The organism is Chromobacterium indicum (assembly GCF_039708975.1).
Lineage (GTDB): Bacteria > Pseudomonadota > Gammaproteobacteria > Burkholderiales > Chromobacteriaceae > Chromobacterium > Chromobacterium piscinae.
Genome location: NZ_JAYFSJ010000002.1, coordinates 94,164 through 115,854, shown reverse-complemented (window position 1 = coordinate 115,854; position 21,691 = coordinate 94,164). Strand labels below are relative to the sequence as shown.

22 protein-coding genes are annotated in these 21,691 nt (G+C 63.5%); 16 read left to right on the top strand and 6 right to left on the bottom strand.

What is annotated here, in order from left to right; genetic code table 11:
* Positions 1-9 precede the first annotated feature (9 nt).
* Together VA599_RS03105 and fabG are read left to right on the top strand one after the other, a co-directional pair.
* Complete coding sequence (locus VA599_RS03105; RefSeq protein ID WP_221664637.1) at positions 10-1,641, top strand: ABC-F family ATPase; 1,632 nt, start codon at positions 10-12, stop codon at positions 1,639-1,641.
* 223 nt (positions 1,642-1,864) lie between these two features.
* Positions 1,865-2,605, top strand: coding sequence for a 3-oxoacyl-ACP reductase FabG (gene fabG, locus VA599_RS03100; RefSeq protein WP_011137123.1), 741 nt, complete (start codon positions 1,865-1,867; stop codon positions 2,603-2,605).
* Between the two features lie 118 nt (positions 2,606-2,723).
* Here the strand turns inward: fabG and cysB are convergent, their stop codons facing one another.
* Entirely contained in the window at positions 2,724-3,668 is a 945-nt protein-coding gene (cysB, locus tag VA599_RS03095) for an HTH-type transcriptional regulator CysB (RefSeq protein WP_021479010.1), read from the bottom strand.
* A 112-nt stretch (positions 3,669-3,780) separates the two neighbouring features.
* Here cysB and VA599_RS03090 point away from each other — a divergent pair, with 112 nt between their 5' ends.
* From VA599_RS03090 to ispH, 8 genes are all read left to right on the top strand, one after another.
* Positions 3,781-4,485 (top strand): phosphoadenylyl-sulfate reductase, encoded by a 705-nt coding sequence (locus VA599_RS03090; protein ID WP_346787648.1) that lies wholly within the window; start codon positions 3,781-3,783, stop codon positions 4,483-4,485.
* A 43-nt stretch (positions 4,486-4,528) separates the two neighbouring features.
* A complete protein-coding gene (locus VA599_RS03085) occupies positions 4,529-6,187 on the top strand; it encodes a nitrite/sulfite reductase (protein ID WP_346787647.1) in 1,659 nt (552 codons plus the stop codon).
* Positions 6,171-6,680 (top strand): DUF934 domain-containing protein, encoded by a 510-nt coding sequence (locus tag VA599_RS03080; RefSeq protein WP_021479007.1) that lies wholly within the window; start codon positions 6,171-6,173, stop codon positions 6,678-6,680. Before VA599_RS03085 ends, VA599_RS03080 begins: the two co-directional genes overlap by 17 nt.
* Positions 6,681-6,920: 240 nt before the next feature.
* Positions 6,921-7,601 (top strand): OmpA family protein, encoded by a 681-nt coding sequence (locus VA599_RS03075; RefSeq protein ID WP_021479006.1) that lies wholly within the window; start codon positions 6,921-6,923, stop codon positions 7,599-7,601.
* A 131-nt stretch (positions 7,602-7,732) separates the two neighbouring features.
* On the top strand, positions 7,733-8,668 hold the full coding sequence (locus tag VA599_RS03070) for a bifunctional riboflavin kinase/FAD synthetase (RefSeq protein WP_021479005.1): 936 nt from the start codon (positions 7,733-7,735) through the stop codon (positions 8,666-8,668).
* Entirely contained in the window at positions 8,665-11,442 is a 2,778-nt protein-coding gene (gene ileS / locus VA599_RS03065; RefSeq protein WP_021479004.1) for an isoleucine--tRNA ligase, read from the top strand. Before VA599_RS03070 ends, ileS begins: the two co-directional genes overlap by 4 nt.
* A gap of 69 nt (positions 11,443-11,511) precedes the next feature.
* The gene (lspA, locus tag VA599_RS03060; RefSeq protein ID WP_021479003.1) at positions 11,512-11,994 is read left to right on the top strand and encodes a signal peptidase II; all 483 of its coding nucleotides are present in this window, start codon (positions 11,512-11,514) and stop codon (positions 11,992-11,994) included.
* 95 nt (positions 11,995-12,089) lie between these two features.
* Positions 12,090-13,025 (top strand): 4-hydroxy-3-methylbut-2-enyl diphosphate reductase, encoded by a 936-nt coding sequence (ispH, locus tag VA599_RS03055; RefSeq protein WP_046158181.1) that lies wholly within the window; start codon positions 12,090-12,092, stop codon positions 13,023-13,025.
* Between the two features lie 62 nt (positions 13,026-13,087).
* Here ispH and VA599_RS03050 read toward each other — a convergent pair whose 3' ends face one another.
* The 4 genes from VA599_RS03050 to xseA all read right to left on the bottom strand — a co-directional run bounded on the left by VA599_RS03050 (position 13,088) and on the right by xseA (position 15,962).
* The gene (locus tag VA599_RS03050; RefSeq protein WP_346787645.1) at positions 13,088-13,279 is read right to left on the bottom strand and encodes a hypothetical protein; all 192 of its coding nucleotides are present in this window, start codon (positions 13,277-13,279) and stop codon (positions 13,088-13,090) included.
* 37 nt (positions 13,280-13,316) lie between these two features.
* A complete protein-coding gene (locus VA599_RS03045; protein ID WP_346194716.1) occupies positions 13,317-13,766 on the bottom strand; it encodes a hypothetical protein in 450 nt (149 codons plus the stop codon).
* 62 nt (positions 13,767-13,828) lie between these two features.
* Positions 13,829-14,005, bottom strand: a complete 177-nt coding sequence (locus VA599_RS03040) for a hypothetical protein (protein WP_158677715.1) — start codon at positions 14,003-14,005, stop codon at positions 13,829-13,831.
* Between the two features lie 592 nt (positions 14,006-14,597).
* A complete protein-coding gene (gene xseA, locus VA599_RS03035) occupies positions 14,598-15,962 on the bottom strand; it encodes an exodeoxyribonuclease VII large subunit (RefSeq protein ID WP_346787644.1) in 1,365 nt (454 codons plus the stop codon).
* Between the two features lie 451 nt (positions 15,963-16,413).
* On the opposite strand from xseA, the gene VA599_RS03030 reads away from it, so the two are divergent.
* Positions 16,414-16,926 carry an O-acetyl-ADP-ribose deacetylase gene (locus VA599_RS03030; protein ID WP_346787643.1) on the top strand — a complete coding sequence of 171 codons (513 nt, stop codon included), beginning with the start codon at positions 16,414-16,416 and terminating at the stop codon, positions 16,924-16,926.
* On the opposite strand, the gene VA599_RS03025 is transcribed toward VA599_RS03030, so the two are convergent.
* Positions 16,923-17,792, bottom strand: coding sequence for an ion transporter (locus VA599_RS03025; RefSeq protein ID WP_346787642.1), 870 nt, complete (start codon positions 17,790-17,792; stop codon positions 16,923-16,925). The two genes, VA599_RS03030 and VA599_RS03025, sit on opposite strands and share 4 nt — an antisense overlap.
* Before the next feature lie 242 nt (positions 17,793-18,034).
* On the opposite strand from VA599_RS03025, the gene cysK reads away from it, so the two are divergent.
* The 5 genes from cysK (at position 18,035) to VA599_RS03000 (ending at position 21,633) form a co-directional block, all read left to right on the top strand.
* The gene (gene cysK, locus VA599_RS03020) at positions 18,035-18,967 is read left to right on the top strand and encodes a cysteine synthase A (protein ID WP_021478995.1); all 933 of its coding nucleotides are present in this window, start codon (positions 18,035-18,037) and stop codon (positions 18,965-18,967) included.
* Positions 18,968-19,059: 92 nt separating this feature from the next.
* Complete coding sequence (locus VA599_RS03015; RefSeq protein ID WP_346787641.1) at positions 19,060-19,533, top strand: hypothetical protein; 474 nt, start codon at positions 19,060-19,062, stop codon at positions 19,531-19,533.
* A complete protein-coding gene (locus tag VA599_RS03010; RefSeq protein ID WP_346787640.1) occupies positions 19,533-19,940 on the top strand; it encodes a YchJ family protein in 408 nt (135 codons plus the stop codon). Before VA599_RS03015 ends, VA599_RS03010 begins: the two co-directional genes overlap by 1 nt.
* A gap of 94 nt (positions 19,941-20,034) precedes the next feature.
* Positions 20,035-21,066: a histone deacetylase family protein gene (locus VA599_RS03005; RefSeq protein WP_346787639.1), complete on the top strand. Its 1,032-nt coding sequence runs from the start codon at positions 20,035-20,037 to the stop codon at positions 21,064-21,066.
* Positions 21,067-21,318: 252 nt separating this feature from the next.
* Positions 21,319-21,633, top strand: coding sequence for a hypothetical protein (locus VA599_RS03000; protein ID WP_158677714.1), 315 nt, complete (start codon positions 21,319-21,321; stop codon positions 21,631-21,633).
* Positions 21,634-21,691 lie beyond the last annotated feature (58 nt).

The window sequence follows — 21,691 nt, the reverse complement described above, 5'->3', positions numbered from 1 at the left end:
TCCTCAAGCGTGATTACCACAAGCAACATTACCATGCAGTTTGGCGTGAAACCTCTATTCGAGAAGGTTACCGTCAAATTCGGCGAAGGCAACCGTTACGGCCTGATCGGCGCCAACGGTTCCGGCAAGTCCACTTTCATGAAAATCCTGGGTGGCGACCTGGAGCAGACCGCGGGCGAAGTCGCCATCGAGAACGGCCTGCGCCTGGGCAAGTTGCGCCAGGACCAGTTCGGCTACGAAGACCAGCGCGTGATCGATGTGGTGATGATGGGCCACACCGAGATGTGGGCGGCGATGAGCGAACGCGACGCCATCTACGCCAACCTCGAAGCCACTGAAGAAGACTACATGCACGCGGCCGAGCTGGAGGCCAAGTTCGCCGAGTACGACGGCTACACCGCCGAGGCGCGCGCCGGCGAGCTGCTGATGGGCGTGGGCATTCCGGTCGACCAGCACTTCGGTCCGATGAGCGAAGTGGCCCCGGGCTGGAAGCTGCGCGTGCTGCTGGCTCAGGCGCTGTTCTCCAATCCGGACATCCTGCTGCTGGACGAGCCGACCAACAACCTGGACATCAACACCATCCGCTGGCTGGAGCATGTGCTGAACGAGCGCAACTCCACCATGATCATCATCTCGCACGACCGCCACTTCCTGAACTCGGTCTGCACCCACATGGCGGATCTGGACTACAACACCATCCGCATCTACCCGGGCAACTACGACGACTACATGATCGCGTCGGCCCAGGCCCGCGAGCGCCAGCTGTCGTCCAACAGCAAGGCCAAGGAGCGCATCCAGGAACTGCAGGAGTTCGTGGCCCGCTTCTCGGCCAACAAGTCCAAGGCCCGCCAGGCCACCTCGCGCCTGAAGCAGGTGGACAAGCTGAAGTCCGAGATGGTGGAAGTGAAGCCGTCCAGCCGTCAGAACCCGTTCATCCGCTTCGAGATGGACGACAAGTTCAAGCTCCACCGCCAGGCGGTGGAGGTGGAAAACCTCAACAAGGCCTACGACAGCAAGGTGCTGTTCAAGGATCTGAACCTGATTCTGGAAGCCGGCGCGCGCCTAGCCATCATCGGCCCCAACGGCGCGGGGAAAACCTCGCTGGTCAAGCTGCTGGCCGGCGCGTTCGAGCAAGCCTACGCCGAAGGCCTGGCTGCCGATTACGGCAACATCAAGTGGGCGGAAAAGGCACAGATCGGCTATTTCGCGCAGGATCACGAGGCTGACTTCGACAGCGACTGGACCCTGAGCGAGTGGATGCGCCAGTGGGGCCAGGAGGGCGACGACGAGCAGGCGATCCGCGCCACGCTGGGCCGTTTGCTGTTTGGCGGCGACGAGGTGGGCAAGGCGGTGCGCGTGCTCTCCGGCGGCGAGAAGGGCCGCATGCTGTACGGCAAGCTGATCCTGCAGAAGCCGAACGTGATGATCATGGACGAGCCGACCAACCACATGGACATGGAATCGATCGAATCCCTGAACATGGCGCTGGAAAAGTACAAGGGCACCCTGATCTTCGTATCGCACGACCGCCAGTTCGTCAGCTCTCTGGCCACCCACGTGCTGGAATTGGACGGCAAGGGCGGCTACGACTACTACACCGGCAACTACGAAGATTACCTGGCCAGCAAGGGCCTGGAGTAATCAGAAGTCATACGGATACGGTCTGTCACAGGCCGTAACTTTACCGACGGGAGGGCGTGCGCTATATTGCGGTGCACAAACTCCCGTTTTTCATATCCGCGATCCGCGGCGACAAAACAATAATCGGGGACCCGGCCGGGAAGGCCGATGATGGAGACATCCGGGCTCATCCGTCCTGGCGACCCGATGAGATCTGCAAGCCAGAGAGATAGAAGGAAATCACATGCGTTTGAAAGGGAAAGTATCCATCATCACCGGCTCGGCCAGCGGCATCGGCAAGGCGACGGCGGAGAAGTTCGTCAAGGAAGGCGCCATTGTTGCGGTGTGCGACCTGAATCCGGACGCGGTCAAGACCGTGGTCGATGAACTGAAGGCGCTGGGCGGCGAGGCCTACGGCTACAAGGTGGACGTCACCGACAAGGGCCAGATCGCCGAGATGGTCGCCGACCTGAAAAATCGTTGCGGCCGCATCGACGTGCTGGTCAACAATGCAGGCATTGTCCAGGACGCGCAACTGATCAAGATGAGCGAAGACCAGTTCGACAAGGTGATCGACATCAACCTGAAGGGCGTCTACAACTGCGCCCGCGCCGTGGTGGACACCATGGTGGAGCAGGGCGGCGGCGTGATCCTGAACGCGTCGTCGGTGGTCGGCGTTTACGGCAACTTCGGCCAGACCAACTACGCGGCGGCCAAGTTCGGCGTGATCGGTTTCGTCAAGACCTGGGCCAAGGAGCTGGGCAAGAAGGGCATCCGCGCCAACGCGGTGTGTCCGGGATTCGTCGCCACGCCCATCCTGAAGGCGATGCCGGAAAAAGTGCTGCAGGCGATGGAAGACAAGGTGCCGATGCGCCGCATGGCTGATCCGGCCGAGATCGCCAACGTCTACGCCTTCCTGGCGTCCGACGAGGCCAGCTACATCAACGGCGCCGCCATCGAGGTGACCGGCGGTCTGACGCTGTAAGCGCTAGCCTGTCCTCCCAAAGAAAACGCCCCGGCTGGTCCGGGGCGTTTGTGTGTCAGGCTTGAGCGAGCGAAGGGAGGCACCCTTGCAGGGCAAGGGCATTGTCGTCGGCGGGTGCTCATTCCTCGTCGTCGACGTCGTGGGCCAGCAGCGCCGAGTCCACCTCGCGCCGGTGCAGATGCGGCGCGAACAGCTCGATGAAGGTGTAGGCGAAGCCGCGCAGATAGGCGTCCTTGCGGATGCCGATCTTGGTAGTGGACGGCTCGAACAGGTGGCCGGCGTCGATCGCGGTCAGGTTGTGGTCGCGCTCCGGCTCGAACGCCATGCTGGCGATGATGCCTATGCCCAGGCCCAGCGAGACATAGGTCTTGATCACGTCGGTATCGATCGCGGTCAGCACCACATTGGGCGTCAGGCCCTGCTCGGCGAACGATTTGTTGATCTTGGAGCGGCCGGCGAAGGCGAAATCGTAGGTGACGATCGGATATTGGGCGATGTCGGCCAGGGTCACTTCGCGCTCCAGCGCGGTGAGCGGATGGCCTTTAGGCACCACCAGCGAGCGGTTCCACTCGTAGCACGGCAGCGTCGCCAGTTCCTTGTACAGCGCGATGCCCTCGGTGGCGATGGCGAGATCGGCCTCGCCGGACACCACCATGTCGCAGATCTGCGTCGGGCTGCCTTGTTTCAGCGACAGCCGCACCTTGGGATAGCGGCGCACGAATTCGGCGATGGCCTGCGGCAGCGCGTAACGGGCCTGAGTGTGGGTGGTGGCGATGGTCAGCGCGCCTTCCGACTCGCGGGAGAACTCGTCGCCGACGCGCTTCAGGTTCTGCGCCTCGCGCAGGATGCGTTCCGAGATGCGCAGCACTTCCTTGCCCGGTTCGGACACCGAGACCACGCGCTTGCCGTTGCGGATGAAGACCTGGATGCCCAGTTCGTCCTCCAGCAGGCGGATCTGCTTGGAAATGCCGGGCTGCGAGGTGTGCAGCTTCTCGGCGGCCTCGGAAACGTTGAGGCCCTGCTTGGCCACTTCGACCAGGTAGCGGAGTTGTTGTAGCTTCATCTTGGCGATCTATCCTCTATACAACCTGTAGTCATTAAATACTAACACAATATTCTTTTAGGTTTATAAGCGCTTTGGTTAGGATACGCTCGAACCATCCCCGGAGCGCTTAATGAGCCTGGAGTCCAAACTCGCCGCCACCACGGCCCTGCTGCAAACCGTTGCCGCCGAGCACCCCGACGCGGTGCTGGCCAACAGCTACGGCGCCGAAGACATGGTGCTGACCGACCTGATCGCCCGTCTCGATCTGCCGCTGGAAAGCTTCAGTCTGGATACCGGCCGCCTGCCGGCCGAAACCTACGACCTGATGCAGCGGGTGGCCGAGCGCTATCCAGGCCATCCGGTCAGGGTGTATTTTCCCGACACCGCCGCCACCGAGCAGTACGTCAACTTCCACGGCATCAACGGCTTCTACCAGAGCGTCGATCTGCGCAAGTCCTGTTGCCAGATCCGCAAGCTGGAGCCGCTGAGGCGCGCGCTGGCTGGCCGTTCGGCCTGGATCACCGGCCTGCGCCGGCAGCAGTCGCCTACCCGGCAAGACTTGGCCGACAGGGAGTACGACGCCGACAACGGCCTGGTGAAGTTCAGCCCCTTGCTGGAATGGACCGAAGCCGAGGTGTGGCAGTACCTGAAGGAAAATCAGGTGCCGTACAACGCGCTGCACGACCGGCACTATCCGTCGATAGGCTGCGCGCCCTGTACCCGCGCCATCAGCGCGGGCGAGGATGTGCGCGCCGGGCGCTGGTGGTGGGAAAACCCGGAAACCAAGGAGTGCGGACTGCACGCGAAGTCCAGTCCGCTGCAACGCCCCGTTTGAACCGCCGGCCCGCAGTCGTCGGCATTCCCGTTGGAATCCAAACATGTATCGATACGATGAAGTAGACCATCGGCTGGTGCGAGAGCGCGTGGTGCAGTTCCGCGACCAGACCCGCCGTTTCCTGGCAGGCGAGCTGTCCGAGGACGAGTTCCGGCCGCTGCGGCTGATGAATGGCCTCTACATCCAGCGCCACGCGCCCATGCTGCGCGTGGCGATTCCCTACGGCCACTTGCGCAGCGAGCAGTTGCGGAAGCTGGCCGACATTGCCCGCCGCTACGACAAGGGCTATGGCCATTTCACCACCCGGCAGAACATCCAGTTCAACTGGCCGGCGCTGGAGAGCGTGCCGGACATCCTGGAAGAGCTGTCCACGGTGGAAATGCACGCGATCCAGACCTCTGGTAACTGCGTGCGCAACACAACCACCGACGCTTTTGCCGGCGTGGCCGACGACGAGCTGTTCGATCCGCGCCCCTACTGCGAGATCATCCGGCAGTGGAGCACCATGCACCCGGAATTCACCTTCCTGCCGCGCAAGTTCAAGATCGCGGTGTCCGGCAGCGTGGAAGACCGCGCGGCGACCATGGTCCACGACATCGGCCTGCACGTCAGCCGCAACGAGGCCGGCGAGGCGGGGTTCAAGGTGATCGTCGGCGGCGGTTTGGGCCGTACGCCGATGGTGGGAGAGGTGATCCGCGAGTTCCTGCCGCGCCAGCATCTGCTGACCTATCTGGACGCGGTGCTGCGGGTGTACAACCGCTTCGGCCGCCGCGACAACAAGTACAAGGCGCGGATCAAGATTCTGGTCAAGGCGCTGACGCGGGAAGGCTTCGCCGCCAAGGTGGAGGACGAATGGCGCCACCTGAAGGATGGCCCGGCGACTCTCCGCGACGAGGATGTCGTCCATTACGCCAGCTTCTTCGGCGATCCGGCTTACAAGATGCTCGCCGACGACCCCGCCGAGCTGTCCGGTCCGCTGGCCGAGGATAAGGCCTTCGCCCGCTGGTTCGAGCGCAATACCCGCGGCCACCGGCTGTCCGGCTACCGCTCGGTGGTCCTGTCGCTGAAAGAGACCGGCGCGCCGCCGGGGGACATCAGCGCCGAGCAGATGGAAGCTGCCGCCGATTGGGCTGAACGTTTCGGTTTCGGCGAGCTGCGCGTAGCCCACGAACAGAATCTGGTATTGCCGGACGTAGAGCAGAAGGATCTGTACACGCTATGGCTCGAGGCGCGGCAACTGCGCATGGCGACGCCGAATATCGGCCTGCTGACCGACATTATCAGTTGCCCGGGGGGCGACTTCTGCTCGTTGGCCAATGCGCGCTCCATCCCGGTGGCCAACGCGATCCAGAAGACTTTCGACGATCTGGATTATTTATATGATCTGGGCGACATCGCCTGTAACTTCTCCGGCTGCATGAATGCCTGCGGCCATCACCACATCGGCAATATCGGCATTCTCGGCGTCGACAAGAACGGCGAGGAGTGGTACCAGATCACGCTGGGTGGCAGCCAGGGCAGCGACACCGCCATCGGCAAGGTGATCGGCCCGTCTTTCGCCCAGGCCGACGTGCCGGTGGCTTTCTCCAAGATCATGCAGGTCTACATCGAGCGGCGGCAGAACGGCGAGCGCTTCATCGAAACCCTGCGCCGCCTCGGCGCCGAACCGTTCAAGGAGAGGGTGTATGCCCCAGTTCATTAAGGATGGCCGGCTGCAGGCCGATCACTGGCGGCTGCTGCGGCCGGACGAGAGCGGCAAGCTGCCGGACGCGGATCCCGCCGAGGACGTGATCGTGCCGCTGGCCAGCTGGCTGGCCGATGTCGACGGCTGGCGCGCGCGCGGCGGGAGCGTCGGCGTCTATCTGTCCCCGGACGACGATCCGGCGCAGCTGCAGCCCTATCTGGCCGAGCTGGCGCTGATCGCCGTGGATTTTCCCGCCTTCACCGATGGACGGGGCTACAGCCTCGCCAGGCTGTTGCGCGAGCGCTATGATTATGCCGGCGAGCTGAGAGCGGTGGGCGATGTCTGGGCGGATCTGATCCGGCCCTTGTGGCAAGTGGGTTTCGACGCCTTCGCGGTCAAGGACGGCAAGTCGCTGGATGATGGTGATTATTACAATACCTTCAGCGATAGCTATCAAGTGACTTACAGGCAGCCGCTGCCACTGTTTCGCCGGCGCGTCACAAGACCGTAATGTGTCGCATGAGAGACACAGCTTCGGGTATAATTTAGCGAAATGTGATGTATTTATACAACGCTGACGCGACAAAGCGCCCGACGCTGTGTTGACATGGTGTTGCAGCATTCCTATAGTGCGGGTTAACTGCATCAACACAGCATGTAGCCATCCCTGATGTTTGCAGTCAACTTAGTTCGCGTGGTCTTTGCGTCAGCCCGCATTGCTACCCATTTTATAGATTAAAGAGGGAATAACATGACTAAACAGCTGAAACTGAGCGCACTGGTTGCCGCCCTGTTGGTTTCTGCTAGCGCTTTTGCTGCCAAACCGGGTTATGCCGTTGACCAATCCACTGACGCAGTGACCCGCAATAGCTACGGCGAATGCTGGAAGACCACCTACTTCGACAAGGCCAAGGACGGTCTGGTTGAATGTGGCGATCGCGAAGCCGCCAAGCCGGTTGTCGCCGCTCCGAAGCCGGCTCTGGTTTCCGTGAAGGAAAAAGTGACCTTGTCCGCCAAGGTTCTGTTCGACTTCAACAAGTCCGTTCTGCGCGCTGACGCCAAGAACGAACTGGATCCGCTGGTCGCCAAGCTGAAGGCCCACGCCGGCAAGGGTTACCTGAACGGTGTTGAGATCGACGGTTACACCGACTTCATGGGTTCCGACAAGCTGAACAACGCTCTGTCCCAGAACCGCGCCGACGCTGTTAAGAACTACTTCGTGAACGCTGGCGTTCCGGCCGAGAAGGTTGCCGCTGTTGGCAAGGGCAAGGCTGAAGCCAAGATGACCGAAGAGTGCAAGGCCAAGTTCCCGAAATACGTGAAGAACAAGAAGCAAAACGCCGAAATCAAGGCTTGCATCGAGTCTGATCGCCGCGTGGAAGTGACCATCGACGCTGTTAAAGAGTCCGTGGTAGAGAAGTCTGGCAACTAATTTTTGCCAAACGCCAAAAAGCCCCGCAACATGCGGGGCTTTTTGTTTGCCTTCCCTCCAGATCATGGCTGGACGCTATCGCTAGCCGGCGGCTACAATCGAAGGTTTCGGGACGTATGTAAAGACAGCGAATGCAGGTATTTCTGGGGGATCCGCGTCGTTTCGCCCTGCCGGGATGCGCGTTGACCATCGGCAATTTCGATGGCGTGCATCAGGGCCACAGGCGCATGCTGGAACGTTTGCGCTCGGAAGCGCGCGCGCGCGCGTTGCCGACAGCCTTGCTGACCTTCGAGCCGCATCCGCGCGAGTTCTTCGCCCGCGCCAATCCGCCGGCGCGCTTGTCGACCTTGCGCGACAAGTTCGCGTTGCTGGAAGAGCTGGGCTTGATCGATTACGTGTTCGTTTACCGTTTCAACCACAGTTTTTCCAATATGTCGGCGCAGGGCTTCGTCGACCAGGTGCTGGTGCGGGAACTGAACACGCGGTATTTGCTGATCGGCGACGACTTCCAGTTCGGCTCCGGCCGCAAGGGCGATTTCGAGTTGCTGGCCTCCTGTCCGCATTTCGCCACCGAGGCGATGCCGTCGGTGCTGGTCAAGGGCGAACGCGCTTCCAGCACCTTGGTGCGCGAGCGTTTGGCCGCCGGCGATCTGGATTCGGCCAACGCGTTGCTGGGCGGCGTGTACCGGATATCGGGCAAAGTGATGCATGGCCAGAAGCTGGGGCGCACGATAGGCTTTCCCACCGCCAACATCCACCTGCCGCATTTGAAGCCGGCGTTGAAGGGCGTGTTCGTGGTGGAGGTCGACGCGCCGCAGGGCCGCTTGGGCGGCGTGGCCAGCCTGGGCCTGAACCCGACGGTCAGCGATACCCCGGATTACAAGCTGGAAGTGCATCTGTTCGATTTCTCGGGCGATCTGTACGGCCAGCGGCTGACGGTACGCTTCCTGAAGAAACTGCGCGACGAAGAGCGCTATGATGATCTGGCGACCCTGGTGGCCCAGATCGAGCGCGACGCGGCCAGCGCCAAGACCTATTTGACAAGTTTGCAGCGAGAGCAGGCATGAGCATCGATTATCGTAAAACCGTAAACCTGCTGGATACACCCTTCGCCATGCGCGGGGATCTGGCCAAACGCGAACCGGCCTGGGTCAAGCGCTGGCAGGAAGAGAAGCGCTACGAAAAGCTGCGCAAGCTGTCCGCCGGCCGGCCCAAGTTCATCCTGCATGACGGCCCGCCGTACGCCAACAACGACATTCACCTGGGCCACGCGGTCAACAAGGTGCTGAAGGACATCATCGTCCGCTCCAAGACGCTGGCCGGCTTCGACGCGCCCTATGTTCCTGGCTGGGACTGCCACGGCCTGCCGATCGAGCTGATGGTCGAGAAGCTGCATGGCAAGGACATTCCCGCCGCCAAGTTCCGCGAACTGTGCCGCGAGTACGCGAAAGAGCAGGTGGCGCGCCAGAAGAAGGGCTTCATTCGCCTGGGCGTGCTCGGCGATTGGGACAATCCCTATCTGACCATGGACTTCAAGACCGAGGCCGACATCGTCCGCACGCTCGGCAAGATCCATGAAAACGGCTATCTGACCAAGGGCGAGAAGCCGGTGCACTGGTGCATCGAGTGCGGCTCGTCGCTGGCCGAGGCCGAAGTGGAATACGAAGACAAGGTATCGCCGGCGATCGACGTCGGCTTCAAGGTGATCGACGCCGACAAGGCCTCCGCCGCTTTCGACGCCGATGCTTCCGGCGCGCTGGCCGTGATCTGGACCACCACGCCGTGGACGCTCCCGGCCAACCAGGCCGTCGCCGCCGGCGCCAATCTGGATTACCAGCTGATCGAAACCCCCAAGGGCAAGCTGATCCTGGGCAAGGACCTGGTCGAGTCGGCGATGAAGCGCTACGGCGTCGAAGAGTACCGGGTGCTGGGCGAAGCCAAGGGCGAGGCGCTGGAGCTGATCCAGCTGCGCCACCCGTTCTACGACCGCCAGGTGCCGGTGATCCTGGGCGATCACGTCACCACCGACGCCGGCACCGGCCTGGTGCACACCGCGCCGGCCCATGGCCTGGAAGACTTCCAGGCCGGCTTGCAGTACAAGCTGCCGATCGCCAATCCGGTGGCCGACGACGGCCGCTACAAGAGCACTACCGAGCTGTTCGCCGGCATGCTGGTATGGGATGCCAACCCTCGCGTGATCGAGACGCTGGAGTCGCGAGGCACGCTGGTGCACAAGGCCAAGCTGGAGCACAGCTATCCGCATTGCTGGCGCCACAAGACGCCGATCATCTTCCGCGCCACGCCGCAATGGTTCATCAGCATGGACCGCCAAGCCAATGGCGGCGAGACGCTGCGCGAGATCAGCCAGCGCGCGGTCGACGCCACCGAGTTCTTCCCGGCCTGGGGCCGCGCCCGTTTGGACGCGATGATCAAGAACAGCCCCGACTGGTGCGTGTCGCGCCAGCGCAACTGGGGCGTGCCGATGACCTTCTTCATCCACAAGGAGTCGGGCGAGCTGCATCCGCGCTCGGCCCAACTGCTGGAGGAAGTGGCGCTGCGCATCGAGCAGCAGGGCATCGAAGCCTGGTTCAGCCTGGACGCCAAGGAGTTGCTGGGCGACGAGGCCGAGCAATACCGCAAGCTGACCGACACGCTGGATGTGTGGTTCGACTCCGGCGCCACCCACTTCGCGGTGCTGAAGCAGCGCCCGGAGCTGGCCTGGCCGGCCGATCTGTACCTGGAAGGCTCCGACCAGCACCGCGGCTGGTTCCAGTCGTCGCTGAAGACCGGCTGCGCCACCATCGGCCGCGCGCCGTACAAGCAGTTGTTGACCCACGGCTTCACCGTGGACGACAAGGGCTACAAGATGTCCAAGTCCAAGGGCAACGGCATCGCGCCGGAAGAGATCTGCGGCACCCTGGGCGCCGATATCCTGCGTCTGTGGGTCGCTAGCGCAGACTACTCCGGCGATATGTCGCTGTCGCAGGAGATTCTGAAGCGCACCACGGAAAGCTACCGCCGCCTGCGCAACACCATCCGCTTCCTGCTGTCCAACCTGTCGGATTTCGATCCGCTGGAGCACACCGTGCCGCTGGACAAGATGGTGGAGCTGGACCAGTACGCGCTGCTGCGCGCCCGCGAGGTGCAGGAAAAAGTGGTGGGCGAGCTGTACTCCCGCTACGCCTTCCACCACGTGGTGCAGGAAGTGGTCGGCTACTGCTCGGAAGACCTGGGCGCGTTCTACCTGGACGTGATCAAGGACCGCCTGTACACCACCCAGGCCGGCAGCCATGCCCGCCGCAGCGCGCAGACCGCCTTGTACCACATCACCCGCAGCCTGTTGCTGATGGTGGCGCCCATCCTGTGCTTCACCGCCGACGAGGCGTGGAATGTGCTGGTGGACAGCGAGGAAGAGTCCACGCTGTACCACATCTGGCATGAGTTCCCGGCGCAGGCCGTCGAGCGCGAGGCCGCCTTGTCCGCCAAATGGCAAGCGATCCGCGAGCTGCGCGCCATCGCCAACAAGGAAATCGAGGAGCTGCGCAGCGCCGACAAGCTGGGCTCTTCGCTGCAGGCTGAGCTGGAAATCGCCGCGCCGGCGGAGCTGGCTCGCCAGCTGCAAAGCCTGGGCGAGGAACTTAAGTTTGTGTTGATCGTGTCCAAAGTAGCGGTAAGCGAGGCGGCTGAGCTGGCCATCCGCGTGACGCCGTCCTCGCACGGCAAGTGCGACCGCTGCTGGCACTACCGCGCTGACGTGGGCAGCCACGCCGGACACGGCGCCGTTTGCGGCCGTTGCGTCGACAACCTGGACGGCAAGGGCGAGCCGCGTCTGCACGCCTGACCGTCCGCCGGGGCCGCCCAGGCGGCCCCGCCAGCCCATGGATACCGATAGATGGATTCTGCAATGACTATGCCCGGCGCCCGCAGCTGGCCCAAGTGGTTCGCGCTGGCGGCCCTGGTGATCGTACTGGACCAGATCAGCAAGCTGTATTTCAACAGCCGCTTCCAGTACGGCGAAATCCGGCCGGTGGTGGAGGGCTTTTTCAATTTCACCCTGGTCTACAATCCCGGCGCGGCGTTCAGTTTTTTGCATGATGCCGGCGGTTGGCAGAAGTATCTGTTCACCATCCTGGCCTTCGCCGTGTCCGGCTGGCTGGGTTGGAACATCGTCAAGCGGCGTTTTTCCGGCATGATGAATCTGGCCGCGGCCTTCATCATGGGCGGCGCGCTGGGCAATGTGATCGACCGTCTGGCTTATGGCCACGTGATCGATTTCATCATGCTCCACTACTACAACCAGTGGTTTTACCCAGCGTTCAACCTGGCAGATTCCTTCATCTGCGTCGGCGCGGCGCTGATGGTGCTGGACAGCCTGAAAAAACCGTCGAACTGAGACGGCCGCCGTTGTGAATGCAAGGCGATGGCCCGCGCAGCGGGCCATTCGCGCACCTGCCGGGACGCGGTTCCGGCTCGATTGAGGAAATTCTGATGACGAAGACCATCATGCTCGCCAACCCGCGCGGCTTCTGCGCCGGCGTCGACCGGGCCATCGCCATCGTCGAGCGCGCAATAGAGCTGTACGGCGCGCCCATCTACGTGCGCCACGAAGTGGTGCACAACCGCTTCGTCGTCGATGACCTGCGCAACAAGGGCGCGGTGTTCATCGAGGAGTTGAAGGACGTGCCGCCCGGCAGCACGCTGATCTACTCCGCCCACGGCGTGCCGCTGACGGTGCGGGCGGAAGCCGAGGCGCTGGGGCTGACGGTGTTCGACGCCACCTGTCCGCTGGTGACCAAGGTGCATGTCGAAGTGAAGCGGATGCACAAGGCCGACATGGAAATCATCATGATCGGCCACGCCGGCCATCCGGAAGTGGAAGGCACGATGGGCCAAGTGGATTCCGGCATGTATCTGGTGCAAACGGTAGACGACGTCGCCACGCTGCAGGTCAAGCGCGAGGACGCGCTGTCCTACGTCAGCCAGACCACGCTGTCGGTGGACGAGACCCGCGACATCATCGCCGCGCTGAAGGCGCGTTTCCCCAAGATCCACAGCCCGAAGAAGGACGACATCTGCTATGCGACGCAGAACCGCCAGGACGCGGTGAAGCTGCTGGCCGATCAGTGCGACATCGTGGTGGTGGTGGGGTCGCCCAATAGCTCCAATTCCAATCGTCTGCGGGAAGTGGCGGCGCTGAAGGGCGTGGACGCCTATATGGTCGACAACGCCAGCCTGCTGGAGCCGGAATGGTTCGCCGGCAAGCGCCGCGTCGGCGTCACCGCCGGCGCCAGCGCGCCGGAAGTGCTGGTGCAGGCGGTGATCGACCGCATCAAGGCGTTCGACGTTACCCAGGTCACCGAGTTGCCCGGGGTGGAGGAGAGCACGGTGTTCGCGCTGCCGCTGGCGCTGCGCCCGCAAGCCTGACGCGAATTCGTATCGCAAAAGCCAAGGCCGCTCGAGAGGGAGCGGCCTTTTTCATGGCTGGCTCAGGGCTGTGGCACGAAGCCGGTCGTCGGCGGCTTGCGCGGCACGAAGCCGGTGCTCGGCCCGTTGTGGTCCTGCCCGCCGGATACGCACTCGATCTCGTCGGCGCTCAGGCGCACCAGCTGGGCGATTTCCAGGCTGCGGTCGAGTTGGGCATCCCACTCGGCGTGTTGAAGGGTCTGGCTTTGCTTCATGGCGATTTTCCTTTGCTGAGCGATTGCTGGAAGGGTTTCAGCTGCCGGCGGAGGCGAGCCGGGGCGGGATCCGGGCCTGGGCGATGGCTGCATCCGGCTGGCGGTCGATGGATACCACCTGCGGACAGCGCGCGCAGGCGTCGCGGCCGTGCTGGCTCCACCACATGCAGCGGGGACGTATCGCGCAGTAGGCCAGCCGATCCACCACTTCGTCCGCCGCGGCCACCACGCGCTCGGCCAGCGTGCAGCGCGAGGCGGCATTGTCGTGATGGGCGCAACGGGTCTGGGCGCAAGGGCCGGCGGTGCGGAACACTTCCTCCGGCGCGATGCCGTCCAGTCGGGAACGATCGATCCCGGCGGCCGGCAGCATCTGCTTCAGGTAGATCACGCGGCGTTGATGCGCGCTGCCGCCCACGATGCCGAACACCATATTGCCATCGCCTTCGAAGGTGGAGCTGGGGCAGAGCCGGGTTTGGTCGTTGTTCATATTGGTTTGCGAAGCGCCTGAGTGAATGTTCGCCCGCCGGTTGGGCGGAATGGAGGCCGCTTTTATTGCCTGGCCGACGGCTGCACGATTTTTCCCGTCATGCGCGGCGGATTTTCCTGTACGCCGCCGCTGATCATTTCTATTTCCTCCGCATTTAATCGAACCATTTTGGCAAGCTCCAGGCTTTGCTGGATTTGGTTTTCAAATTCGGCGGCGCTATTGATTTGTTTCGGTTTCATGTTTAATGCCTCGTGTTGATGGATTTTCATGCAGCTATTTATCAGCATTGTTTCAATTGCTTGGTTTTTTCTCGCGCTATTTTTATATGGCCAACAGCAACCATTCAATTGCGGACATTTGTTAAAATCAATGCGTTATGCGGCTGAATGTTTTTGTTGCGGCGCATGATCGCAAAGTAAAATGACGTCGTCAATATGGAAAGATTAATCTGGATCAGAAAATGCGTGATTTGATAAGGATATGGCGCGGAGAAATAAAATAAGGCGGGAATTATTTTAAGCTGCGCTTGGATAAATAATCAGCAAATTATTTCTGTGGAAATAAACCGTTCTGGAAGAGTGAAGCGGAAATGAAAAAAGACGCCGGCGGCGTCTTTCACGGGATGGGGCTGATAGTCGGCGGCGCCGGCGTAAAACCAGAGGCGTGGCCAGGCGCCGTTGATGGCGCGCCTGGCTCCGCGCCGTGAGGTTTGCGTTTTAGACCCGCTAACAAAACCTCGCAAAGAACCTGGGCCAAGGCGCGCCGACGCAGGCAATGCCCGTCGTACGACAGGGAGATGCAACGCAGGATCAGAGGTTTTGTTAGTGGGTCTTAAAACGGCAGCTGGGCTTGCGCGCCTTCGGAATGTTCGATGCGGGCTTCGGTGCTGCCTTCGGCCAGCCGCAGCGTCACCTTTTCGTGGTTCAGCAGCTCGGCCGGATTCTTGACCGCGTGGCCGTCCTGTTTCTGCACGATGGCGTAGCCGCGCGCCAGCACGGCGTCGGGATTGAGCGCGGTCAGCGTGGCGGCCAGCTGCGCCAGCCGTTGGGCGCGGCGCTCCAGCAGCCGGTCGCGCGCGCGGATCAGCGCGTCCTGCCGTTGCCGCAACGCCTGCCTGCCTGCGTCCAGATCCGGTTGGTGGCGGGCGAGTCGGGTGCCGGCCAGCTGCAGCCGCCAGCGGCCCTGCTCGAAGGCGGCGTGTACGCGCTGCCTCAGTGTTTGCGACAGCGTGTTCAGCCGTTCGCGCTGGGTCTGCAATCTGGCGCCGGGGTGGGTCAGGCGGCGGCCGAGGAAGTCCAGTTGCTGGGCCTTGTCGGTGAGCAGCCGGCCCAGCGCCCGCTCCAGCGCGCGTTTGGTCTGCTCCAGTTGAATGGCCAGGTGCTCGCGGTTGGGCGACACCAGCTCCGCCGCGGCGGTCGGCGTCGGGGCGCGGCGGTCGGCGACGAAGTCGCAGATGGTGAAATCGGTTTCGTGGCCGACGCCGCTGACGGTGGGAATCGGGCAGGCGGCGACGGCGCGGGCGACGATTTCCTCGTTGAACGACCACAAGTCTTCGATGCTGCCGCCGCCGCGGCAGACGATCAGCACGTCCACCTCGCGGCGTTCGCCGGCCTGGCGGATGGCGTCGGCGATCTGCCGGGCCGAAGTCTCGCCCTGCACCTGGGCCGGGTAGAGGATCAGCGGGATGCCCGGCATGCGGCGGCGCAGCGTGCTGACCACGTCGCGCAGCGCGGCGGCGGCGGGGGAGGTGACGATGCCGATGGCCGCAGGGTGGGCGGGCAGCTCGCGCTTGCGGGCATTGTCGAACAGGCCCTCGGCCTGCAGCCGCGCCTTCAGCCGCTCGAAAGCCTCGTACAGCCTGCCGAGGCCGGCGGCGCGCATTTCGCCGACGTTGATCTGGAATTCGCCTCTGGCCTCGTACAGCGTCACCTGGCCGCGCAGTTCCACCTGCATGCCTTCCTGCGGCCGGAACGGCAGCAGGGACAGCTTGTGGCGGAACATCACGCAGCGGAGCTGGGCGCCGCCGTCCTTCAGCGAGAAGTAGGCGTGGCCGGAGGCGGCCAGCGTCAGGTTGGAAATTTCCCCGCCTATCCACACTGGCGGAATGCCCGCTTCCAGCAGGTCCCGCGCCATGCGGTTGAGGGAGGAGACGCTGATCACGTCCTGGCTCTGATCAGGGAAATTGTATCTTGTCAAGTGATCCACAATGCTTCACTGGAGTAAATATTCAAGGGGCGCGGGTCGCCTCCCACCTGCGTAGCGTTTGATATCTGATTGAAAACACAAGAAAATCAATATCTTACAAAAATCAATCCCCGGCGTGAAAAACCAGTGGAAGCCGCGCTTGGCAAGGGTTTAGCCCAACTGTGCACCGGCTTATCAACAAAGTTATCCACAGCTGGCCGCAAAGCTTGGCGCAGCCTTGTTCCCTGCCCGGCGGAGCGATTAGGATTGCCAATGGCATGTTGCGTCACTGCCGCAGCCAGAGTAAACGCTTGCTATTTGCCGAAGGCGATTTGTCTCTGTTGTGTCGAATAAATGACAATCGCGTGAATTGAAACCCGCCATCGCGGCAGCGGCCATGATACCACCCGGCGGCTTCCGGCGGCCGGAGATCGGGCGCGGGCCGTGAGGCAAAGGAGACGATATGGAAGATTTGCTGCGATGCGTTCAGGGCGACATCACCAGCATGGAGGTGGACGCCATCGTCAATGCCGCCAACAACAGCCTGCTGGGCGGCGGCGGGGTGGACGGCGCGATTCATCAGGCGGCGGGCCCGGGCCTGCTGGCCGCCTGCCGCCTGCTGGGAGGCTGCCCGACCGGCGAGGCGCGATTGACCGATGGCTATCTGCTGCCCGCCCGCTACGTGATCCACACCGTGGGGCCGGTATGGCAGGGCGGGGGAGAGGGCGAGCCGGAATTGCTGGCGGCCTGCTACCGCAACAGCCTGGAGCTGGCCGTCAGCCGCGGCGTGGCCAGCATCGCGTTTCCGGCGATCAGCTGCGGCGTTTACGGCTATCCGCTGGAAGCCGCCTGCATTTTGGCGGTCGGCGAGCTGAGGGCCTGGCTGTCCGGCCGGCCCCATGGCCTGCGCGAAGTGAGGCTGGTGGCTTTCGACGCCCGCGCGCTGGACGCTTACCGGCGGGCAATCGAAGCCTAGCTGACCTCGCCCTTGGCCGGACGCGGCAACTGGCCGCCGCAGTGCTTGCAGTGGCGGGCGTCCCAATCGTGCCCCTCGCTGAAACAATGCGGGCACAGCCGGGTGGCGGAGCGGTTTTCGGAAGGCTCGGGGGGGGAACTGCGGGCGATCTCGGCGCTGACGATGCCGGTGGGCACCGCGATGATGCCGTAGCCGGTGATCATAACCAGGCTGGCCAGCGCCTGTCCCAGCGGCGTTTTCGGCGTGATGTCGCCAAAGCCTACAGTGGTCAGCGTGACGATGGCCCAATAGATGCTGATCGGGATGCTGGTGAAGCCGTGCTCGGGGCCTTCTATCACATACATCAGCGTGCCCAGCACGATCACCAGCAGCACCACGGTCACCAGGAACACGGTGATCTTGCGCTGGCTGGCCATCAGCGCCTTGCGCAGCTGGGCCGCCTCTCCCAGGTGGCGGCTGAGCTTGAGGATGCGGAACATCCTGAGCAGGCGCAGGATGCGCACGTCGGCGAGGAAGCGGCTTTCCGGGATGAACAGGCCGAGGTAGAGCGGCAGGATGGACAGCAGGTCGATCACGCCGAAGAAGCTCTTCACGTAGCGCATCGGCTTGTGCACGCAGATCAGCCGCAGCGCGTACTCGATGGTGAACAGGAGGGTGAACAGCCAGTCGAGCACGGTCAGCAGCGTGCCGTAGCGCTGGCGTATCGACGTCACGCTTTCCAACATCACGCAGGCGACGGAGAGCAGAATGGCGGCGATCAGCGCCATGTCGAAAATGCGCCCGGCGCGGGTGTCGGCCTCGTAGATGACGATATACAGTTTGCGCCGCCAGCCGGACAGCGGGATCAGGGTTTCCTGGGTGGGCATATGAACCTTGCCTGTGTTTGCATTGACTATAACAAAGCGGTTTGAGTCCGCCGGCGTTTTCTCCGCAGCGGCGACGGGCCTGTTTCCAGGCCGGCCGCAGGCGGATGCGCGGCGGGTTAGAGAGGGTAGCCGGAGTTTGGTTTGCTGGATATAAGCAAACAATATTAGGTCGCCCGCATCGTATTGATTATGATGCCGTGGAATATCGGCATCGTCATTTTAGCAGGATGAGGAATAAGATCATGCGCATAGCCAATACCATCACCGACCTGATCGGCAACACCCCGCTGGTCAAGCTCAACCGCGTCACCGAGGGCGTCGGCGCCACGGTGGTCGCCAAGCTGGAATTCTTCAACCCGGCGCACAGCGTCAAGGACCGCATCGCGGTGGCGATGCTGGACGCGGCGGAGGCGGCCGGCAAGATCGGCCCCAACACCGTCATCGTCGAGCCCACCTCGGGCAACACCGGCATCGGCCTGGCGATGGTGTGCGCGGCGCGCGGCTACAAGCTGGCGATCACCATGCCGGAATCGATGAGCAAGGAGCGCCGCCAGTTGCTGAAAGCCTACGGCGCCGAGCTGATCCTGACTCCGGGGCCGGACGGCATGGGCGGCGCCATCGCCAAGGCGAAGGCGCTGGTCGACGAATTCCCCGACACCTATTTCATGCCCCAGCAGTTCGAGAACCCGGCTAATCCGGAGATCCACCGCCATACCACCGCCGAAGAAGTGTGGAACGACACCGACGGCAAGGTGGACATCTTCGTGGCCGGCGTGGGCACCGGCGGCACCATCACCGGCGTCGGCGAAGTGCTGAAGGCGCGCAAGCCCGGCGTGCAGATCGTCGCGGTGGAGCCGGACGCGTCGCCGGTGCTGTCCGGCGGCCCCAAGGGCCCGCACCCGATCCAGGGCATAGGCGCAGGTTTCGTGCCGGGCATCCTCAACACCGGCATCTACGACGAGATCATCCGCGTCAAGAACGAAGACGCGCTGCAGGTGGCGCGCGAAGTGGCGACCAAGGAAGGCATCCTGGTCGGCATCTCGTCCGGCGCGGCGGTGTGGTCGGCGCTGCAGCTGGCCAAACGGCCGGAAAACGCCGGCAAGCTGATCGTGGTGGTGATCCCGTCCTTCGGCGAGCGCTATCTGTCCACCGTGCTGTTCGAGCATCTCGGCTGACGCCGGCAGCCCGTCTCTTGTCCTCGTCCGCAATCGATCGCAATACGTTTGCCGTTGACGGCGCGCGGGCAGGGCGGGCTACAATGGCCGCCATGAAAAGACAGCTTATCGCTTTCTCCCTGCTGGGCTCGCTGACCGCTTGCAGCGCGCTGCAGCAGCTGGGCGTGCCCATCCATTCCGGTTCCGGCGCCTCGTCCCGGCCGGCGCAATCGGCCCAGCCGCGCTCGTCCGGCAAGGTGGACCAATTGCTGGCCGAGGCCAACCGGCTGGCCGACAAGGTCAAGTCGGGCGAGCTGACCCGCACCGCGGCGGCCGACCAGCTGAACGCCGCCCGGCTGCGCATCGCCGGCGGCAATCCGGTCGACAACGACAACTTCGCCGTCTACCGACAGCTGACGGTGGAGCGCGAAGCCGGCCGCATAGACTCCGACGCCTTCCGCGCCAAGCTGGAGGCGCATCTGCGCGAATGGATGCGGCGCTGGCCCAAATACTCGCCCAAGCCGGCCGATCCGGCGTTCTCCAATTTCCTGCTCAAGCTGTACGGCCTGCCGCCGCTGGGTTACTAATGAAGCCGAAGAAACACGCGAACGCAGCCTGCCCCTGCGGCGGCGGCGAGCTGGCGGCCTGCTGCGGCCGCTACCTGGGCCCGGACGCGCCGCCGGCTCCCACCGCGCAGGCCTTGATGCGCTCGCGCTACAGCGCCTACGCGCTGGGGCTGGAAGCTTACCTGCTGGCCACCTGGCATCCGTCCACACGGCCGGAGTCGCTGCATCTGGACGAGGACGCCGGCGTGGTGAAGTGGATAGGCCTGGAGGTGAAGCGCTGTGAAGCCGGCTTGGAAGCCGACGGGGAAGGCGTGGTGGAGTTCGTCGCCCGCTGCAAGGTGGGCGGCAAGGCCGAGCGCATGCATGAGACCAGCCGTTTCCTGTGCGAAGACGGCCGCTGGTATTACGTGTCCGGCCTGGTGGCCTGAGCGGCGCTTGTCCTGGCGCAAGTTCGCGCCCATCAATGTTTGACCACGCGGCGCCATGGCGGGAGCATAAGGCATTCCTCTGCGGGAGAACGCCATGCTCACCGTCTATTCCGATTCCCACCGCCTGCAGCACGGCCAGTCCGAGCTGATCGACGGCACCCTCAAACCCTGTTTCGAAACCCCGTCCCGCGCCGACATGGTGCTGGCCGCTATCCGAGAGCGCGAGCTGGGCGACATCATCCATCCGCGCCGCCACGGCCTGGACCCCATCCTGCGCGTGCACGACGCCGACTACGCGCGCTTCCTGGAAACCGCCTGGCAGCGCTGGAGCGACATGGGCCGCGACTATGACGCGCTGCCCAAGATGTGGCAGGTCCGACGCCTGCGGGAGGCCATCCCTGATCACGTGGAGGGCCAGCTCTGCTATTACTCGATGGATTGCGGCACGCCGATCACCGCCGGCACCTGGGCGGCGGCGACCGCGGCCGCCGACACCGCGCTGACCGGGGCCGATAGGTTGATCGGCGGCGAGCGCGCGGCGTTCGCGCTGACCCGGCCGCCTGGCCACCACGCCGCCTTCGACTACTGCGGCGGCTATTGCTTCCTCAACAACGCCGCCATCGCCGCCCAAGCGCTGCGCGACCACGGCATGCGCAAGGTGGCGGTGCTGGACGTCGATTACCACCACGGCAACGGCACCCAGGACATTTTCTACCGCCGCAGCGACGTGCTGTTTCTGTCGATACACGGCGATCCGCGCACAGAGTATCCGTTCTTCCTCGGCTTCGCCGACGAAAAGGGCGAAGGCGAGGGGCTGGGCTACAACTTCAATTTCCCGTTGTCCGCCGGCTCTTGCGTCAGCACCTGGTTCGTCGCGCTGGACTGCGCGCTGGATCAGATCGCCCGCTTCGGCGCGGAGGCGCTGGTGGTGTCGCTGGGGGTGGATACCTACCGAGGAGACCCGATTTCGCGCTTCCAGCTCGATTCGCCCGATTTCGTCACCCTGGGTGCGCGGCTGGCGGGACTGAAGCTGCCGACGCTGTTCTGCCTGGAGGGCGGTTACGCGGTGGGGCCGATCGGGACCAATGTGGTCAATGTGCTGGCCGGTTTCGAGGCGCGCGGCTGACGCGGTTTTTTGCCGGGCTTTGGCCTATGCTTAAAGAGTCTTTCGCCGCCATGACGGCAGGCTCCGCCGGCGTTTGAGGCGCGGGTTCGGCGACGCGCGGATGGCCTGTTGTCGCGCGCCGCCAAGGCGTGCTGGCGGATGCCGGACGACGGGGGAGGTCTAGCCCTCGATGAATGGAACGACCGAGTCCGGCTGGCGGCCGGCGGGCGCGGAGCAGCACAGGCCGCAGGGGTCGGGCAGGACCCGGCGAAGATGAACGAGAGAGCAGGGGAGGACAGAATGGGACTGGCCTTGAAAACCTTGTTGGCGGAGCTGGAGGCCCAGCGCGTGGCTTGCCCGGAAGCGGCGGCCGAGATGGAGCTGGCAGTGGTGCGCAGGCTGGAGGTGCCGCTGGACATCACCGCGTGCCGCGAATTGAGGGTGCTGGCCCATGTGTTCAACGGCGATCAGTCCAAATTGGCCGCGGCGGTGTTGCGCGCGGCGTTGTTGGACATCCAGGAGCATCTGGACGACGATCTGGATTTGCTGGCGGAGATCGCCAAACGCCACATCGATTCATGCGCATAGGCGGGTAGATCCGCAGCGCCGCCATACAGGCGGCAACAGAGCCGGGCAGCGCCCGGCT

Bases quoted from the DNA above. Each gene is read 5' to 3' on its own strand.
- VA599_RS03000 (WP_158677714.1), top strand. From the start codon at position 21,319: ATGAACGAGAGAGCAGGGGAGGACAGAATGGGACTGGCCTTGAAAACC.
- VA599_RS03010 (WP_346787640.1), top strand. From the start codon at position 19,533: ATGAAGCCGAAGAAACACGCGAACGCAGCCTGCCCCTGCGGCGGCGGC.
- VA599_RS03070 (WP_021479005.1), top strand. From the start codon at position 7,733: ATGCAGGTATTTCTGGGGGATCCGCGTCGTTTCGCCCTGCCGGGATGC.
- ileS (WP_021479004.1), top strand. From the start codon at position 8,665: ATGAGCATCGATTATCGTAAAACCGTAAACCTGCTGGATACACCCTTC.
- VA599_RS03030 (WP_346787643.1), top strand. From the start codon at position 16,414: ATGGAAGATTTGCTGCGATGCGTTCAGGGCGACATCACCAGCATGGAG.
- fabG (WP_011137123.1), top strand. From the start codon at position 1,865: ATGCGTTTGAAAGGGAAAGTATCCATCATCACCGGCTCGGCCAGCGGC.
- VA599_RS03080 (WP_021479007.1), top strand. From the start codon at position 6,171: ATGCCCCAGTTCATTAAGGATGGCCGGCTGCAGGCCGATCACTGGCGG.
- VA599_RS03075 (WP_021479006.1), top strand. From the start codon at position 6,921: ATGACTAAACAGCTGAAACTGAGCGCACTGGTTGCCGCCCTGTTGGTT.
- VA599_RS03025 (WP_346787642.1), bottom strand. From the start codon at position 17,792: ATGCCCACCCAGGAAACCCTGATCCCGCTGTCCGGCTGGCGGCGCAAA.
- cysK (WP_021478995.1), top strand. From the start codon at position 18,035: ATGCGCATAGCCAATACCATCACCGACCTGATCGGCAACACCCCGCTG.
- VA599_RS03090 (WP_346787648.1), top strand. From the start codon at position 3,781: ATGAGCCTGGAGTCCAAACTCGCCGCCACCACGGCCCTGCTGCAAACC.
- VA599_RS03005 (WP_346787639.1), top strand. From the start codon at position 20,035: ATGCTCACCGTCTATTCCGATTCCCACCGCCTGCAGCACGGCCAGTCC.
- ispH (WP_046158181.1), top strand. From the start codon at position 12,090: ATGACGAAGACCATCATGCTCGCCAACCCGCGCGGCTTCTGCGCCGGC.
- cysB (WP_021479010.1), bottom strand. From the start codon at position 3,668: ATGAAGCTACAACAACTCCGCTACCTGGTCGAAGTGGCCAAGCAGGGC.
- VA599_RS03040 (WP_158677715.1), bottom strand. From the start codon at position 14,005: ATGAAACCGAAACAAATCAATAGCGCCGCCGAATTTGAAAACCAAATC.
- VA599_RS03015 (WP_346787641.1), top strand. From the start codon at position 19,060: ATGAAAAGACAGCTTATCGCTTTCTCCCTGCTGGGCTCGCTGACCGCT.
- VA599_RS03085 (WP_346787647.1), top strand. From the start codon at position 4,529: ATGTATCGATACGATGAAGTAGACCATCGGCTGGTGCGAGAGCGCGTG.
- lspA (WP_021479003.1), top strand. From the start codon at position 11,512: ATGCCCGGCGCCCGCAGCTGGCCCAAGTGGTTCGCGCTGGCGGCCCTG.
- VA599_RS03050 (WP_346787645.1), bottom strand. From the start codon at position 13,279: ATGAAGCAAAGCCAGACCCTTCAACACGCCGAGTGGGATGCCCAACTC.
- VA599_RS03045 (WP_346194716.1), bottom strand. From the start codon at position 13,766: ATGAACAACGACCAAACCCGGCTCTGCCCCAGCTCCACCTTCGAAGGC.